General features: G+C 67.0%; 15 protein-coding genes. 9 read left to right on the forward strand and 6 right to left on the reverse strand.

All coding sequences use genetic code 11. The features are described from left to right. Positions 1-505 precede the first annotated feature (505 nt). From AQ610_RS27795 to AQ610_RS27810, 5 genes are all read left to right on the forward strand, one after another. Entirely contained in the window at positions 506-1750 is a 1245-nt protein-coding gene (locus tag AQ610_RS27795; RefSeq protein WP_006027749.1) for an NAD(P)/FAD-dependent oxidoreductase, read from the forward strand. Between the two features lie 68 nt (positions 1751-1818). Then, a complete protein-coding gene (locus AQ610_RS36550; protein WP_006027750.1) occupies positions 1819-2448 on the forward strand; it encodes a hypothetical protein in 630 nt (209 codons plus the stop codon). A 41-nt stretch (positions 2449-2489) separates the two neighbouring features. After that, on the forward strand, positions 2490-2780 hold the full coding sequence (locus AQ610_RS27800; RefSeq protein ID WP_015603862.1) for a DUF3331 domain-containing protein: 291 nt from the start codon (positions 2490-2492) through the stop codon (positions 2778-2780). A gap of 231 nt (positions 2781-3011) precedes the next feature. Continuing rightward, positions 3012-3998, forward strand: a complete 987-nt coding sequence (locus AQ610_RS27805; RefSeq protein ID WP_009916168.1) for an oxidoreductase — start codon at positions 3012-3014, stop codon at positions 3996-3998. Positions 3999-4230: 232 nt separating this feature from the next. Next, on the forward strand, positions 4231-4542 hold the full coding sequence (locus tag AQ610_RS27810) for a DUF4148 domain-containing protein (RefSeq protein WP_015602999.1): 312 nt from the start codon (positions 4231-4233) through the stop codon (positions 4540-4542). 620 nt (positions 4543-5162) lie between these two features. On the opposite strand, the gene AQ610_RS27815 is transcribed toward AQ610_RS27810, so the two are convergent. The 5 genes from AQ610_RS27815 to AQ610_RS27835 all read right to left on the reverse strand — a co-directional run bounded on the left by AQ610_RS27815 (position 5163) and on the right by AQ610_RS27835 (position 9697). Then, positions 5163-6119, reverse strand: a complete 957-nt coding sequence (locus AQ610_RS27815) for an alpha/beta hydrolase (RefSeq protein ID WP_006027754.1) — start codon at positions 6117-6119, stop codon at positions 5163-5165. A gap of 35 nt (positions 6120-6154) precedes the next feature. Further along, positions 6155-6652, reverse strand: coding sequence for a thioesterase family protein (locus AQ610_RS27820; protein ID WP_006027755.1), 498 nt, complete (start codon positions 6650-6652; stop codon positions 6155-6157). A gap of 2 nt (positions 6653-6654) precedes the next feature. Continuing rightward, positions 6655-7620, reverse strand: a complete 966-nt coding sequence (locus AQ610_RS27825) for an L-carnitine dehydrogenase (RefSeq protein ID WP_006027756.1) — start codon at positions 7618-7620, stop codon at positions 6655-6657. 116 nt (positions 7621-7736) lie between these two features. Then, a complete protein-coding gene (gene cdhC / locus AQ610_RS27830) occupies positions 7737-8666 on the reverse strand; it encodes a 3-dehydrocarnitine:acetyl-CoA trimethylamine transferase CdhC (RefSeq protein ID WP_043282821.1) in 930 nt (309 codons plus the stop codon). A gap of 80 nt (positions 8667-8746) precedes the next feature. After that, positions 8747-9697 carry a choline ABC transporter substrate-binding protein gene (locus tag AQ610_RS27835; protein ID WP_006027758.1) on the reverse strand — a complete coding sequence of 317 codons (951 nt, stop codon included), beginning with the start codon at positions 9695-9697 and terminating at the stop codon, positions 8747-8749. A 272-nt stretch (positions 9698-9969) separates the two neighbouring features. On the opposite strand from AQ610_RS27835, the gene AQ610_RS27840 reads away from it, so the two are divergent. The 4 genes from AQ610_RS27840 (at position 9970) to AQ610_RS27855 (ending at position 15831) form a co-directional block, all read left to right on the forward strand. Continuing rightward, the gene (locus AQ610_RS27840; protein ID WP_006027759.1) at positions 9970-10914 is read left to right on the forward strand and encodes a GlxA family transcriptional regulator; all 945 of its coding nucleotides are present in this window, start codon (positions 9970-9972) and stop codon (positions 10912-10914) included. Positions 10915-11361: 447 nt separating this feature from the next. Further along, positions 11362-13065 carry a M36 family metallopeptidase gene (locus AQ610_RS27845; protein ID WP_006027760.1) on the forward strand — a complete coding sequence of 568 codons (1704 nt, stop codon included), beginning with the start codon at positions 11362-11364 and terminating at the stop codon, positions 13063-13065. Positions 13066-13182: 117 nt separating this feature from the next. Beyond that, positions 13183-14409, forward strand: coding sequence for a M20/M25/M40 family metallo-hydrolase (locus tag AQ610_RS27850; RefSeq protein ID WP_009917125.1), 1227 nt, complete (start codon positions 13183-13185; stop codon positions 14407-14409). Between the two features lie 198 nt (positions 14410-14607). After that, the gene (locus tag AQ610_RS27855; RefSeq protein WP_006027762.1) at positions 14608-15831 is read left to right on the forward strand and encodes an OmpP1/FadL family transporter; all 1224 of its coding nucleotides are present in this window, start codon (positions 14608-14610) and stop codon (positions 15829-15831) included. 58 nt (positions 15832-15889) lie between these two features. On the opposite strand, the gene AQ610_RS27860 is transcribed toward AQ610_RS27855, so the two are convergent. After that, the gene (locus AQ610_RS27860) at positions 15890-17032 is read right to left on the reverse strand and encodes a porin (protein ID WP_009917126.1); all 1143 of its coding nucleotides are present in this window, start codon (positions 17030-17032) and stop codon (positions 15890-15892) included. Position 17033 lies beyond the last annotated feature (1 nt).

Below are 17033 nucleotides of genomic sequence, written 5' to 3' on the forward strand. Positions count from 1 at the left end.
ATAGGATCGTTTTTCGTCCGACTGATCACAATTGGCCGATGAATCAGGGAAAATACGCAGTCCGGGCGACCTGACGCACACGCGGTTGCGCCGGTTTCCCGCGTGTTGCACCGCACCCGGTTCCGCTCGCCGAACGGCCTTTCGCGCGAGCGCGCCGCGCAATTCCCCTTTCGCGACGGGCATTTATCGCGACGCTGCAGCGCACCGCAACGCGCGCCGCGCACGTCCGGGCGCCGCGCGACGGCGGCGCGAAGCCCGATATCCGGGCCGAGGTGCAACCGTCCAACCGGCCGGGCCGGCGCGACAGCCATGCAAGGTGCGCGCGCAAACGCGCGTATGCCGGCAGTTTCATCGGGGTCATAGCAGGCGTTTTGGAATTTCGGTGAAATAATGCGTCCGCGAAACTGGCCAGCCGCCCTTGCACGTCTCCGCCTGGTGCGTCGCGCGGCCCCGGTCCGGCGAATATCATCCGCCATTCGCGCCCCACCTCATCGAGGCTTGCTTCATGGATTTCGACGTCATCGTTCTCGGCGCCGGCATCGTCGGCGTATCGGCGGCGCTGCACTTGCAGGATCGCGGCCGCCGGGTCGCGCTCGTCGATCGCGGCGCGCCCGGCGACGGCACGAGCTTCGGCAACGCCGGGCTCATCGAGCGCTCGTCGGTCGCGCCCTATGCGTTTCCGCGCAGCCCGCTCGCACTGCTGCGCTACGCGGCGAACCGCTCGACCGGGCTCTATTGGGATCGCGCGTCGCTACCGTCGTTCGCGCCGTGGCTCGCGCGCTTCTGGTGGGAATCGTCGCCGCGCCGCCACGCGGCGGCCGCGCGCGACATGCTGCCGCTCGTCGAGCGCAGCGTCGCCGAGCACGACGCGCTGATCGCGCGCGCCGGCGCGGGCGAGCTCGTGCGCGCATGCGGCTGGATCGAGGCCTATCGGACGCCGGCCAGCCTCGAGCGCGCAACGCGCGACGCCCTGCGCGACGCGAGCCGGCACGGGCTGCGCGTGACGACGCTCGACGCAGCCGCGCTCGCCGCGCAAGAGCCCGCGCTCGGTCCGGGCTTCTGCGGCGCGCTGCACTGGCTCGATCCGAAGAGCGTCGTCGATCCGGGCGCGCTCGTCAAAGCGTATGCGCGGCTCTTCGCGCGCGACGGCGGCACGTTGCTCGAAGGCGATGCGGCGACCGTCGAAGCGAGCGGCGGCGGCTGGCGGGTGCGCACGGCCGACGGCGTCGCGGCGGCGCGCGACATCGTCGTCGCGCTCGGCCCGTGGTCGGATACGGTGTTCGCGAAGCTCGGCTACCGGATTCCGTTGCGCGAGAAGCGCGGCTACCACATGCACTACGCGCCGCCCGACGGCGCGCCGCTCACCGCGCCCGTCGTCGATCTCGAGCACGGCTACGTGGTCGCGCCGATGCGCCGCGGGCTGCGGCTCACGACGGGCGTCGAGATCGCCGCGCGCACGCTGCCGCCAACGGGCGTGCAGCTCGCGCGCGCGGAACGCGTCGCGCAGCCGACGTTCAGGCTCGGCCGCAGGCTCGATCCGGCGCCGTGGCTCGGCTTTCGTCCGTGCACGCCGGACATGCGCCCCGTGATCGGCGCCGCGCCGCGACACCGCGGCATGTGGTTCGCGTTCGGGCACAACCATCACGGGCTCACGCTCGGCCCCGTGACCGGGCGCCTGCTCGCGGAAATGATGTGCGGCGAGCCGACTGTCGCCGATGTCGCGCCGTTTCGCGCGGAGCGGTTTCTCTGATTCTCCGATTCGAGGCGGGCGAGCATGCCGGCGACGGGGCAAGACCGGCGCGCCGCCTCGAATCGCGAATGCGATTCGCCCTCATTGCGCGCAAACGATTTTCTTCATTCCGCACCGGCGATTTTCTTCGTTCGTCGAAACGGCAGGCGAGCCTGTCATCGATAATCGCGCCATTCAGGACCACGGCCGGCTCACTGCCGCCACCGGCAGATCATTGCACGTTGAACGAACAGTGCTTTGCAATTCTCACAACGAACGTCGTCAATGCCGATCGATGCGGCCTATCGAACGCAGAATTAATCGAAACGCAGGTGAAGACGCCGCGGTCAACCGACAAGAGATCGAACGATCGAACGCCTCTCCTTATTGAAGCAGCCAACCTTGACACGCGACGAAACATCGTGACAACGCGCTCGCCGCCGCCACATGCCCGTGTGGCGCGGGACCGCGCGCAAAACGGCCGCTGCCGCGCGCGGCACGCTCCGGGCGCGGTTTCGCCCTCTTGGCGCCCCCTTCGCGCACCACTCGAGGGAACGAATCCGCACTCCGCTTTTGCCCGCAAATGGAAATCGATTGTTTCTAAATCGGCAAAAAGTAATTTGAGCCAGACAGGATGTTTTTTCCTTGCGAGCGCGCTTACATTTAGCGCACCCTCTAATGGAAATCGCTACGGAATCGACGGAAAGCAGTTGCAATAACTGCCTAGGCCGATACCGCACGAGCTTTAGGAAACGGCCAAATGAAGTCCTCCAAATCCCAGCCTGTGCTCGATCCCGCTGACGTTCACGTCGAAATCCTCGAACGCTCCGACACCCTGCTCGTCGTCCGCTGGGTCGAACCCGGCCGCTGCCATTACGGCGAGCAGCGCTGGCGCCGCCGCTTCGCGCAGCGCACCGGCACCTGTGCGCTGTCGCGCCAGGTGATCCACCGCGGCGACGAAGTGTTCCGCCCCGCCGAGCGTCCGGCGCCTGCCAACGCGGGCGCGATGATCTCCGCCGCAGAAGTGCTCGGCCACACGAGCGGCAAGTAACGCCGCTCGCCACGCCGTCCGGCTAGGGCGCCGTCTGTTGTAGAGCGCCATCTCTAGCCTGCTCCTTGTCTTCGTCGCGCCGCGCCACTACCGTTACATCAATCAATGTAACGGTAGTGGCGCGAACGGCATCAACCGCCGACGCTCCATCGCACCGCCCCAGAGCTCGTCCGCGCAGGCGACGGGTTCGTGAACGCGCCGCCCGACGGCGCGCCATCGATGGAGACGAAGATGCATGCATGGAGCGCGCAACACGTGCCGCCGCAAGGCGGAAAAGTCGCGGTCGTCACGGGGGCCAACAGCGGCCTCGGCTGGCAGATCGCGGAAACGCTCGCCGCCAAGGGCGCGCAAGTGGTGATGGCCTGCCGGGATGCGGCAAAGGACGAGCTGGCCGCGCATGCGATCCGCACCCGTTATCCGCGCGCCTGGATCGAAATCGCGTCGCTCGATCTCGCCGACCTCGCATCCGTGTGCCGTTTCGCCGACGCCGTCGCCGATCGCCACGGCCGCGTCGACACCCTCTGCAACAACGCGGGCGTGATGTTCCTGCCGCTGCGCCACACGCGCGACGGCTTCGAAATGCAGATGGGCACGAACCATCTCGGCCATTTCGCGCTGACGGGCCTGCTGCTGCCCGCGTTGCGCGCGTCGCACCGCGCGCGCGTCGTGACGATGTCGAGCGGCTTCAACCGGCTCGGCAAGATCCGCCTCGACAACATGCTCGCCGAGCGCGGCTACAACAAGTACCGCGCGTATTGCGACAGCAAGCTCGCGAACCTGATGTTCACGCTCGAACTGCAGCGTCGCTTCGATCGCGCGGGGCTGTCGATCCTGAGCGTCGCCGCGCACCCCGGCTATGCGGCCACCAATCTGCAGTTCGCGGGGCCGGCGATGGAGAACTCGTCGCTCGGCTCGTTCGCGATGCGCCTGTCGAACCGGCTCGTCGCGCAGCCGGCCGATGTCGGCGCGCTGCCCGCGATCCATGCGGCGACGGCGGCCGACGTCAAGGGCGGCGCCTACATCGGCCCCGCCCGCCTGTGCGAGACCCGCGGCTATCCCGCCGACGCGCGCATCCCGCACCTGGCGCGCGACGTGCGGATGAGCACCCGCCTGTGGGAAAAATCCGAACAGTTGACCGGCGTACGCTACCTCGACACGCCGCCGCCCGATTCGCGCCGCGGCGCGTCGCGCCACGACGCGGCGTTCCGCGCGCTCTGAAGCATTTCGCCAAGCCCAGGCTCGCCGCTTCGTCCGCCGCCGTGCGCGGCGGTCGAGCGGCCTTTTTTCATGCCGCGACGCCCCGCCGCTTGCCGTTCGCGATTTTTTCAGTTTTCGAAAAGATATTTCGCCAAAGTGAGCGTTTACCCGTAGGACTCCGATGACTACGATGTAACCAATCGCTTAAGACATGGTGTCGAAAGCGAAGTCGATAAAACATTCGGAGGTTCTCATGAAATCGCTCGTTTACGCTGTCGTCGCCGCTTCCGCCCTGAGCGCTTCGTTCGGTGCGTTCGCACAATCCAGCCAGCCGCTGACCCGTGCGCAAGTGCGCGCGGAACTGGTCCAGCTCGAGAAGGCCGGCTATCACCCGGGCGTGTCGAGCCCGTACTATCCGGAAGACATCCAGGCCGCCCAGGCGCGCGTGCAAGGCGCAGCCGACACGAGCGGCTACGGTGCGCAAGCCGCGCCGGTCGCGCATGTGGGCGCGCCGGTCGCAGCGGCGCCCCGCTCGCCGCGCGAGTCGATCTACTTCGGTCAGTAATGCGGCAGGCAGGCCGCGCGGCCCGGCACGATCCGGCGGCCGCGCAGCCTGAAATCCGTATGGCGAGCCAGCCGTTTCGACTCGCCGTCGCCCCCCATTCGGGCCCCTAAACCTCCGCCGCTCCGCATGGAGCGGCTTAGCCTGGGCGCCTCGCGCCTGGGCGCTTTTTCGGCTGAGGCGCAAGTCCGCCATTACGGCGGCTCCACGAATGGAAAAAAATCGATCCTTACAAAATATGTAAGGATCGATTTTTGTTTCTTGCCTCTCCGGATGCCGCGCCCGCATCAAACGCCGGCATGCCCGCCGTTCATTACGCCCGAGCAGCGCACGCCCGGTTTCAAACACGCGCGCCGATCCCGGCCGCGTTCGGCCAACGGAGCATTCGCGATCGGGGCTGCTTGCCGGGGCTGCTTACCGATTTCGGCGCCGTTGTCGCGCCGCCCCGCATGCATCGGCTTCCCGCACGTTCCCCGATTTGCGAGCGCGCGTCACACGTTCGTCTTGCCCGGCGCTTCGCATCGCGCGCCGCCTTCCCTCACGAGCGAACGAGGCATCCAGCAAGCGCCGCTTCCAAAGCGTCTCCAGTCCGGGGCCCTCACGAGCGGCTCGCGCACCGTGCGTCACCCACCGGGCGCAAGGAGGAACTCGCACACGGTCCGATGCATCCGCGCCGCCTGCGCGCTCGTGTCTAGCGCTCGCCAGCAGCCGTGAACGAGCCCGCCGCCGTGCCAGAATCGCGCGGCGCCGCCCGCCGAGCGAATGCGTTCGACATAGACGCGCGCATCGTCACGCAACGGATCGTGCTCCGCGCCGATCGCCAGCACGGGCGGCAAGCCGTCGAAGCGCGGCGCGTCGAGCGGCAGCGCGCCCGGCGGCGGCCCGGCATCGCCCCAGTAGTGGCGGCGATACGCGCGGACGTCGGCGAGCGTGAGCATCGGCGCATTCGCGTGCGTGTCGCGCGCGGGCGATTGCGGCTCGAAGCCGAGCATCGGATAAACGAGCGCAACCGCGCAAACGCCGCCATGCGTTCCGCCGCCGTCGCCATGCCCGATGCGCCCGCCGTCGCGCAGCGCGGCCGCCACCGACGCCGCGAGCGTGCCGCCCGCGCTGTCGCCGGCGAGCCGAAGCGGCAGCGCGATCGATTCGAACGGCAGCCGGCCGTCGAGCGCCGCGGCGGCGACCTCCAGACAATCGTCGAACGCGGCCGGCGCGCGATGCTCGGGCGCGAGCCGATAGTCGGCGGCGATCACGTCGAGCCCCGTGTCCGCCGCGATTCGGGCCGTCACGAGCGCGTGACTGTCGAGCGAACCCAGGACGAAGCCGCCGCCGTGAAAGAACAGCACAGTCCCGCACGAAGCGGATCGCCGCGACCGGTAGCGTCGCAAGCGGATCTCGCGGCCGTCCCGCGCGACGGCACGCGCATCGCATGCGTCGACGTCCGCCGGCAGCGCGGGCGTCCATGCCGTCGCGAAACGCTCGTAAAGCGCGCGCTGCTCGGCGATTGGCCGCGACGCCGCGTCGTCCGGATACCACGCGGCGACGCGCGCGACGAACGCCTCGATGGCCGGCTCCAGCATCACGCGCCTGCGCCGATTCGTCAGGCCGTGCCGCGTCAGCGGCGCGCGGGCAGGCCGATCACGCGCCCGGCATGGGCCGGCGCGGAATACGCGCGCTGCCGCGCATGCAGATTCGCGATCCGCTCGGCGACGTCGGCGTCGAACGGCGCGGCCCTCGGCCCGCTCGTGTCGACGTGCAGCAGCATCTGCTCGCTCGCCGACACCGCGCCGTCGATTCCTTCTGCGAACATCTCGAGATACAGATGCAGCCGCTTTGCGTCGTGCGCGAGCACGCGCGCGTCGATCCGCACGCGCGCCCCTTCCTTGATCTCGTGCAGATAGCTGACGTGCGCTTCGAGCGTGTAGACGGAGCGGCCGCGCGCGCGACGTGCCGCGTCGTCGAGGCCGATCGCGTCGAGCAGCGCGTCGGTCGCGAAGCTGAAGATCAGCAGATAGAACGCATCGCGCAGGTGCCCGTTGTAGTCGACCCATTCCGCGCGCACCGTGTCGCGGTGAATCGTCAGTTCCGTCGCTCGCATCGCGGCCGTCGTCATCGTCAATCCTCGTAGCGCATTCCGTGGCGCGCCTTCACCGCGGCGATCGCCGCGATCACTTCCGTGATGCATTCGTCCCGATAGCGTTCGAGCGCCTTGATGCTTCGGGGTCCTTGCTGCTCGGCGGTGCCCTCGACGACGCGGTCGATCAGCGCGTCGGTCAGCTTCGGCGCGACGAGCCTGGTCCACGGCAGCGCCAGCGCGGGGCCGAACTGCTGCATGAAGTGGCGCATGCCGGCCTCGCCGCCCGCCAGTGTATACGTGAGGAACGTGCCCATGAACGACCAGCGGATGCCCGCGCCGAAACGGATCGCATCGTCGATTTCGCCCGTCGTCGCAACGCCTTCGTCGACGAGGTGCAGCGCCTCGCGCCACAACGCTTCGAGCAGGCGATCCGCGATGAAGCCCGGCACTTCCTTGCGCACGCGCAGCGGCCGCATGCCGAGCGCGCGATAGACGCCGATCGCCGCGTCGACGGTCTCGGGCGCGGTGCGCTCGCCGCCCAGCACTTCGACGAGCGGCAGCAGGTAAACCGGATTGAACGGATGCCCGACGATGCAGCGCTCGGGGCCATGCGCGCGCGCGTAGAAATCGGTCGGCAGCAAGCCCGACGTCGACGACGCGATGATCGCATCGGGCTTCGCCGCGCGACTGATCCGGTCGTGCAATTCGAGCTTCAATGCCTCGCGCTCGGGCGCGCTTTCCTGGATGAAATCCGCGCCGGCGACGCACGCTTCGATCGTCGACACGAAACGCAGGCGCGCCGGCGACGCGCCGGGCGCCAATCCAGCGCGCTCGAGCGCGGGCCACGCGTTCTCGACGTTCGCGCGCAACTGCTGTTCCGCGCCGTCGGCGGGGTCCCACGCAAGCACGTCGAGCCCATTCGCGAGCGCGCGCGCAACCCAGCCGCTGCCGATGACGCCCGCGCCGATCGCCGCGAACGTGTCGATTTCGGTGATGACAGCCATGTACTTTCGATCCTTGAACGAGAAGATCAGGCGAAACAGCCGCTTCGGCGCGACGCACGCGCGCGCCCGGCCGCTTTCGCCACGTTGCGCGGCAACGAATGCGCCGCGATATCGCGTTACGCGTATTCGGCGATCGCGCGCCGCTCGAGCGGCCGCTCGCCGCGCGGCGGCAAGCCGAGCTTGCGGCGCCCTTCGGCAGGCGTCAGCACGCGCGCGCCGAGACGCTCGACGATCTCCCGCGCGCGCTCGACGAGCGAGCCGTTCGTCGCCTGCACGCCGCGCTCGAGCCAGAGGTTGTCTTCGAGACCGACGCGCACGTGGCCGCCGAGCAGCATCGCCTGCGCGACCATCGGCATCTGCATCCGGCCGATCCCGAAGCCCGCCCAGTGCGCGCCGGGCGGCAGATTGTCGACCATCGCCTTCATCGTGCCGGTGTCGGCGGGCGCGCCCCACGGAATGCCGAGACATAGCTGGAAAAGCGGCGGATCGTCGAGGAGTCCTTCCTTCAGCAGTTGCTTCGCGAACCACAGGTGCCCCGTGTCGAAGATCTCGAGCTCGGGCTTCACGCCCAGCTCCCGGATCCGCTTCGCGCCCGCGCGCAACTGTGCGGGCGTCGATACGTAGATGTAGTCGCCGTCGCCGAAATTCAGCGTGCCGCAATCGAGCGTGCAGATTTCGGGCAGCAGTTCCTCGACGTGCACGAGCCGCGTCAGCCCGCCGACGAGGTCCGTGCCCTTGCCGAAGCGCATCGGGTCCTCGCCCGCGCCGATCTCGAGATCGCCGCCCATGCCGGCCGTCAGATTGATGACGATGTCGACGTCGGCCGAGCGGATCCGGTCGACCACTTCGCGATACAGCCTCGGATCGCGGCTGCCGCGGCCCGTCAGCGGATCACGCACGTGGCAGTGCGCGACCGTCGCGCCCGCCTTCGCGGCCTCGATCGCCGCGCTGGCGATCTGCTTCGGCGTGACGGGTATCGCCGGATGCCTGCCGACGGTGTCGCCCGCGCCCGTCACCGCGCACGTCACAATGACTTCCTGATTCATCGCTGTCGCCTCGTTCAGATTCAAATTCGGATGCGCGTCCCCTGCCCGGACCTCGCGCGCCAGGCGGCGAGCCGCACCGTTCAGAGCCCCAGATAAGCCTTCACCGCAGCCAGCCCGTCCTTGCCGTCGTAGGTCTTCACGCCGGCGAGCCATGCATCGAGCACTTGCGGGTTCTTCCTGAGGTACGCCTTCGCCGCTTCCGCGGGCTTCACCTTGTTCATCACCGCCTGCATCAACTGGTTTTCCATCTGCGTCGTGAAGCGCAGATTGCCGACGAGCCTGCCCGCGTTCGGGCAGCGCGCCATGTAGTCGGGCGACGTCAGCGTGTACACGCGCGCTTCGCCGTAGTTCGGGCCGAACGCCGCGTCGCCGCCCGACAGGTAGCTCATGCTGATCTGGATGTTCATCGGATGCGGCTCCCAGCCGAGGAACACGACCCACTTCTTGTCGCGAATCGCGCGATCGACCGTGACGAGCATCCCCGCCTCGCTCGACTCCACGAGCTTGAAGCCGCCGAGCCCGTACTGGTTCGCGTCGATCATCTTCTGGATCGTCGCGTTCGCGCTGCTGCCGGGCTCGATCCCGTAGATCTTGCCGTCGAGCTCGGCGCGATGCTTCGCGATGTCGTCGAACGACTTCAGCCCCGCCTGGTACACGTAGCCAGGCACCGCGAGCGTCGCCTTCGCACCCGACAGGTTCGGCGGCTCGACCACCGAAATCGACTTCGAATCGAGGAACGGCTGCAACTGATGCTGCTGCACCGGCCACCAGTAGCCGAGCGATACGTCGAGCTGCCTGTTCTTCAGCCCTGCGAACGAAATCGGCACGGACGAGATCGTCGTCGTCGGCTTGTAGCCGAGACCGTCGAACAGCAGCGACGCGAGCGCCGTCGTCGACGTGATGTCGGTCCAGCCGATGTCCGCGAAGCGCACGTTGCGGCACGCGGCCGAGTCCTGCGCGAACGACGGCGACGGCGACGCGCATGCTGCGGCGAGCGCTGCGCCGAATACGAGGGTCGTGGTGGACTTCATGGTTGCCTCCCTGTTCGACGGATTCCGCAGGCGATTTCAAGGGGACGACACAGCCTGCACCGTGGGCTCAAAGGTAACGGGCCATATTCGCGGCAAGGCGACCGACGGCGACCTTTTCTTGCCTGTTTGCGACTATGCGTAAAAACCATTAGGTTGACGAATCGTCACGCTTGGCAAGGCTTTACCGCCGGGCGACGCGTCACGCGGCTTGCCTGCTTGCGCCTTGCTTGCTACGCTCGGCCGATCGTTTCGCAAGCGCAAGCACACGCCCCATGCCAGAAGAGTTTCATTTCCTGCTGATGCCCGGCTTCTCCGCGCTCGGCTTCATGTCGGCCGTCGAGCCGCTGCGCGTTGCGAACCGCTTCAGGCCGGATCTGTATCGCTGGCGCATCGTGAGCCGCGACGGCGCGCCCGTCGTCGCGAGCAACGGCATCTCGCTGAACGCGGACGCCGCGTTCGCGCAGGTCGAGCGCACGCACACGATCTTCGTGATCGCGGGCTTCGATCCGCTCGCGTGCTACACGCGCGCGCTCGGCGACTGGCTCAAGCGCGAGTATCGGCGCGGCGCGACGACGGGCGGCATCGACACCGGCAGCTTCGTGCTCGCGGAGGCGGGACTCTTCGACGCGTCGCATGCGCTGACGCTGCACTGGGAAGCGCTCGCCTCATTCCAGGAGCGCTACCCGCACCTGAAGACGACACAGGAATTGTTCGAGATCGACGAGCGGCGCATCACCTGCGCGGGCGGCACCGCATCGATCGACATGATGCTCGACCTGATCGGCCGCCGGCACGGCGCCGATCTCGCCGCGACGATCTCCGAGCAGTTCGTTCTGAGCCGGATCCGCCAGCGCTCTGATCGCCAGCGCCTCGAGATCGCCGCGCGCTACGGCGTGCACAACCGCAAGCTGATCCAGGTGATCGGGACGATGGAGCATCACATGGAAAGCCCGCTGCCGTCCGACATGCTCGCGCGAGAGGTCGGCGTCACGCGCCGGCAGCTCGAACGGCTGTTCAGCACGATTCTCAACGATACGCCGGCACGTTTCCATTTGCGGCTGCGGCTCGATCGCGCGCGCGAACTTCTTCAGCAGACCGATATGACGGTCGCGGCCGTATGCGCGGCGTGCGGCTTCGAATCGCCTTCGCATTTTTCCCGCACGTATCGCGCGCAATTCGGCACGAGCCCGAGAAGCGACCGGCGCGCGCTGCGCTGAGCCGATTGCGGCAGCGCAAAAATCGTGCGCCGCCTGACCGTTTTCGCCGATGGAACCGCTCCTCGAAAATAATTCGAAATAACATTGAAAATATTCTGTAACATGTTCTAAAAATAGATAGGCAGACTAACGACGTGACATTCCAGTGCGACCGTTTGTTTGCTGAACAGAACAGCATTCCAAATATTTATTCCGAGGGGTTTGTAATGACGATGCTCATTCAGCCATCGCAGCGCTTGCCGTTTGCTTCGCCGATCGTTCTCTGGCGTTTCCACCTCCCTCCGCCCCGCCCGCTCGGCGCACGCTGATTCTTCGCGGCATCGCGCCGTCTCCGTTGTTGCTCCGTCCGATTGCATCGGCTCGTCGAGGCCGGCGCACGGACCGGGTCGTCCCTGCGGTTCCCGTGGTTTCGTTTGTCATCCAAAACTTTGAAGACGAGGACAATCCATGCAGACATCCCGTAAAGCACTGCCGCTCGCCCTGAGCCTCGCCATCGGCCTCGGCGCAGCGCTGCCCGCGTGGGCCGATTCAAAGGCGCCGAACCCGCAGGAGGAAAGCCTGCGCGCGAGCCTCACGCGCGGCGTCGTGGCGCCTGCGGAAAAGGCAGACAAGACCGGGCAGTTCCGCCCCGGCGCCGTCGCCGTCACGCTGGCGAGCCCGGCGTTCCAAGCGAAGAAGGCCGACGCGGCGACGATGGCGCGCGAGTACATCGCCGCGCGCGCGACGCAGCTCGGCCTCGACAAGGCCGCGCTCGCGAATCTCGTCGTCGCATCCGAGCGCGCCGACGCCGCGTTCACCGTCGTGCGCTTCCAGCAGCGCGCGGCGGGGCTGCCCGTCTACGACAGCGACATCGCGGTCACGGTTGCGCCGGACGGCCGCGTGCTGTACGTCGCGAGCAAGGCGGTGAACGGCGTCGCGGCCGTATCGAGCAAGACGCAGGCGGTCGACGAGCAGCAGGCGCTGGATCGCGCGCGCGCGTACCTCGGCGTCGGCGGCTTCGCGAGCGTGCAGGCGCAGGTCGTCGCGTTCGTCGACGGCGCGGGCACGCATACCGCATGGAAAGTGCGCGGCAAGCCGCAGGACAGCCTGCGCGGCGACTGGGAGCTGATCATCGACGCGGGAAGCGGCGAGGTGCTGCGCGCCGAAGACAAGGCATCCTATGCAACCGACGGAAGCGGGCTCGTATTCCGGCCGGACCCGCTGTCGCCCACGAGAAGCAGCTACGGCAGCACCGGCTTCAAGGACAACAACGACGCGGACTCCACGCAACTGAACGCCGCGCGCGTGCGCGTGACGCTCAAGGATCTGACGCAGACGAGCAGCGGCTACAAGCTCACCGGCCCGTACGCATCGTGCGTCGATTTCGACTCGCCGCTCGACAAGGCGTGTCCGGTCCAGTCGTCGACGACCTTCGATTTCACGCGCTCGAACCTGTATTTCGAGGCGGTGAACGCGTACTACCACATCGACACGTTCCTGCGCTACGTGAACCTGACGCTCGGCATCAAGGCGCTGCCGTATCAGTACTCGGGCGGCGTCCAGTACGATCCGCACGGCGAATCCGGCGCCGACAACTCGTCGTACTCGTCGGGCTCCGGCCAACTGTCGTTCGGCCAGGGCGGCGTCGACGACGCGGAGGACGCGGACGTCGTGATTCACGAGCTCGGCCACGGCATCCACGACTGGATCACGAACGGCGGGCTCTCGCAGGTCGAGGGGCTGTCCGAAGGCACGGGCGACTACCTCGCGGCCGCGTACAGCCGCGACTTCAACCAGTGGAGCCCATCCGACGCGCAATATCACTGGGTCTACAACTGGGACGGCCACAACGAGTTCTGGCCCGGCCGCGTGACGAACTACAACGTCGGGCGCACCTACTCGCAGATCCGCAATTCCGAAATCCACACGGCCGGCCAGTACTGGGCGTCGTGCAACATGGTCGCGCGCGACGCGATCGGCGGCGCGGCGATGGACAAGGCTTTCCTGAAAGGGCTGTCGATGACGAACGGCTCGACGAACCAGAAGGCCGCGGCCCAGGCGGTGCTGACCGCGGCGGCCGCGCTCGGCTACAGCAGCACGCAACTCAATGCGATCGGCAACGCGTACAACAAGAGCTGCACGTACGGCGTGACCGTGCCGCAGAAGCTGTAGCCCGCATCACTCGCGTCAAGAAGAAGACGTAAGCGACATCGGCGCGGGGCGCGCGGCACGATCTGCCGCGCGCCCGTCCCCTCGACTGCATCTCCCCTCACCCTGAGGAGATCGAACATGTCCAAGCTCCAACACGTCGCCGCCGCGGTCTGCGGCGCCCTCTGCGCATCGGCCGCCCACGCCGCGCCGGTGTGGATCACGCTCGCCGCCCCCGCCTTGCGCGAACTGCGCGCGATCGATCCCGCCGCGACGAGCCGCTACAGCGCGGCGCTCGCCACCGGCGACGCGAAGCGCACCGAAACGGTCCACGTCGCGCAGGTCGACGATTCGCTGCTCGAATCGCTGTCGCAGGCGATCCGCCGCGCGCGCGGCCACGGCCCCGGCTTCTTCGTGCACGCGACGTTCGACGAAGCGCGCGCGTCGCTGCAGCCGAGCGCCGCGATGCAGGCGGCCGCGATCGACTACCCGATCACCAACTCGCAACAGGTCCGCAACTGGATCTCGCAACTGCAGGCGAGCAACATCGTCAGCACGATCGTGTCGCTGTCCGGCTTCACGAACCGCTATTACACGACGTCGCACGGCGTGGCCGCGTCCGACTGGATCGCGCAGCAATGGAAGCAGCTCGCCGGCTCGCGCACCGACGTGACGGTCGAGCAGTTCGCGCACACCGGCTGGCCGCAAAAATCGGTGATCCTGACGATCAAGGGCAGCGATCCGGCGGCGGGCGTTGTCGTGATCGGCGGCCATCTCGATTCGACGGTCGGCCGCATGAGCGAGAACACGCGCGCGCCGGGCGCGGACGACGATGCGTCCGGCATCGCGAGCCTCACCGAAGCGCTGCGCGTACTGCTCGCGAACCGCTATCAGCCGAAGCGCACGCTGAAGTTCATCGGCTATGCGGCGGAAGAGCCGGGCCTCCTCGGCTCGCAGGCGATCGCGAAGCAGTTCAGGGCGCAGAACGTGAACGTCGTCGGCGCGTTCCAGCTCGACATGACGAACTACAAGGGCGATCCGAAGGACATCTACCTGATCAGCGACTATACGAACTCGACGCAGAACACATATCTCGCGAACCTCGCGAAAACCTATCTGCCCGAGCTCGCGGTCGGCACGTCGCAATGCGGCTATGCGTGCTCCGATCACGCGTCATGGAACGCACAGGGCTATCCGGCGTCGTTCCCGTTCGAAGCGGATCAGAACGACAATCCGTACATCCACTCCGCGTATGACACGCTCGATCGGTCGGACTCGCAAGGCAATCACGCGCTGAAGTTCGGCAAGCTCGCGCTCGCGTACGCGGCCGAGCTGGGCGGCGGACTCAGCGCGTCCGCGAAGCGGTAAGCGCTCCTGTGCGGTGCGGATGCGGCGGCTATCCGCACCGCACCGCCGTATATCGATTTCCGTCCCGGCTCCACAAGCTTAGCCCGATATCTTGGTTCACGCCGTTTACTCGCCTGCGTAGATTCATTGTTCCGGATGTCGAAACAATGATCAACACCAGGGAGAGGAATCGTGAACCTAGAATCGTTCGCTCGAACGATGCTGGCGGCCGCATGCGCGACGCCCGTCGCCGCATCGGCGACCAACGGCTACTTTTCGAACGGCTACGGCGCGGCATCTCAGGGCGTCGCGGGCGTCGGCATCGCACTGCCGCAAGACGCGCTCGCGGCCGCGGCGAACCCGGCCGGCATCGCATTCGTCGGAGACCGCTTCGACGTCGGCATCAGTGCGTTCCTGCCGTCGCGCGGCGCAAACGTCGCCGGCAACGGCTACGGCGTCGACGGCCATTACGAAGGCAACAACCGCTCGGTGTTCGCGCTGCCTGAAGCCGGAATCGTGAAGCAGCTTCGCCCGAATCTCTATGCCGGCATCGCGCTCTATGCGAACGGCGGGCTCGACACGGGCTACGCGAACAATCCGTTCAAGGCGTTCGGCGGGAAAGGCTCCGCGGGCGTCGACCTCGAGCAGGTGTTCCTGTCGCCGACGCTCGCGCTGCGGATCGGCGAGCGACACGCACTCGGCATCGGATTGAACATCGCATATCAGCGCTTTACGGCAAGCGGATTGCAACCGTTCGCGAGCGCATCGGTTGCGCCGGACAACGTGACCGACCGCGGCGCCGATTCGAGCGTCGGCGTCGGCGTGCACATCGGCTATACGGGCCGCCTGACGCGTTCGCTGACGGTCGGCGCGACGTGGGCGTCGAAGATCCGCGGACGCTTCGATCGCTACAAGGGCCTGTTCGCGAACGGTGGCTCGTTCGACATCCCCGAAAACTTCGGCTTCGGCCTCGCATACGAAATCACGCCGGCATGGACGATCGCCGCGGACTTCCAGCGCATTCTGTACGGCAACGTCGATTCGGTCGCCAATCCGCTCGACAATCTGCAGGCGGGCCATCCGCTCGGCTCGCCGAACGGTCCCGGCTTCGGCTGGCGCAACACGAACGTGCTGAAGATCGGCACGACGTACCGCTACAACCCGCATCTGACGCTCAGGCTCGGCTACAGTCACGCGAGCCAGCCGATCGCGTCGACGCAGACGTTCCTGAACGTGCTCGCGCCGGGCGTCGTCCAGGATCAAGCGACGCTCGGCGCGACATGGGAAACCGCCGATCACGCGGAATTCAGCTTCTTCTACGGTCACGCGTTCAGGAAGACCGTCGACGGTCAGGCGTCGATTCCGCCATCGTTCGGCGGCGGCAATGCGAACATTCGTCTGGACGAGAATATCGTCGGCATCGCGTTCGGCAAGAAGTTCTGACGCGTGCGCGCGCTGACGGACCCGGCGCGCGCCGCGAACATGCGCCGGTCCGGCCAAGTCAGAACGAGTGGCGCATCCCGATGCGAATGTCCGCTTGCGTCTGCGTGGTGGACGGCGTGAAGCTGTAGCCGATCACCGCATCGACGCCGTTCGACGCGCGCAGGTAGTCGCCGGAAATGTAGACGTCCGTGCGCTTCGACAGCAGGTAGTGAACGCCGGCCGATCCCTGATTCCAGTGATGGCCTTCGAAGCGCGTGTGCTGGTAGCCCGCGACGAAGCTCAACGCCGGCGTGAACTGATACAGGCCGCCGCCTTCATAGACCTGCATGTGCGACGTGTTGCCGAAGCCCTTGATCGTCGTGTACGTGAAATTGCCGGACAGCGTCAGCTTGTCGAGCGTGTAGCTCGCGCCGATGCCGAACGTGCCCTGGCTGTCGACATTCATCGGCGTATTCGCGAACAGGTCCGTGACCTTGCCTGTCGCCGGATCGACGCTGACCGTCGGCTGGCCGAGGAACGTGTGCGTGCCGATCATCGCGTACGGATCGAACGCATAGATGCCGGACGGGTTGTTCAGATGCGTATAGGCCGCGCCCACCGACAAGTCGCCGTGCGTGTAGCTCGCACCCGCGCTCCACGCGCTGTTGCGATGGAAATCGCCCGCGACGTTGCCGAACGAATACATCGCGCCGAACTTGAGACCGCTGAAATCGTTCGACAGGAATTTCACCGAGTTCGGCAGGCGGTCGCCGTTGAAGCGGTCAAAGTCGCCCTGGTGAATCGCGTAGCCGCTCGCCCATGCGGAGATGTTGTTCAGATAGACCATCTCCTCCGTCATGTCGAGCTGATTGCCGAACGACAGTGTCCCCCAGTTGTTCTGCAATCCGACGTAAGCCTGGCGGCCGAATTCCGCGCCGCCGAAACCGAGCTGGCCGTTGCCCAGGCGAAAGCCGCTCTCGAGCACGAAGACCGCCTTCAGGCCGCCGCCGAGGTCTTCGGTGCCCTTGAAGCCGATCCGGTTGCCGTACGACACCCCGTCGTCGAACTTGAAGACGTGCGAGCCGCCGGTGTTGTTGACGTATGTGATGCCGGCATCGAGAATCCCGTACAGCGTGACGCTGCTCTGCGCGCGGCTTGCGCCCGGCGCGATTCCTATCGTGAGCGCGATCGCGCTCATCACGGCAACATTCGATTTCTTCATT

Origin of the sequence: Burkholderia humptydooensis (assembly GCF_001513745.1) — a bacterium.
GTDB classification, from domain to species: domain Bacteria; phylum Pseudomonadota; class Gammaproteobacteria; order Burkholderiales; family Burkholderiaceae; genus Burkholderia; species Burkholderia humptydooensis.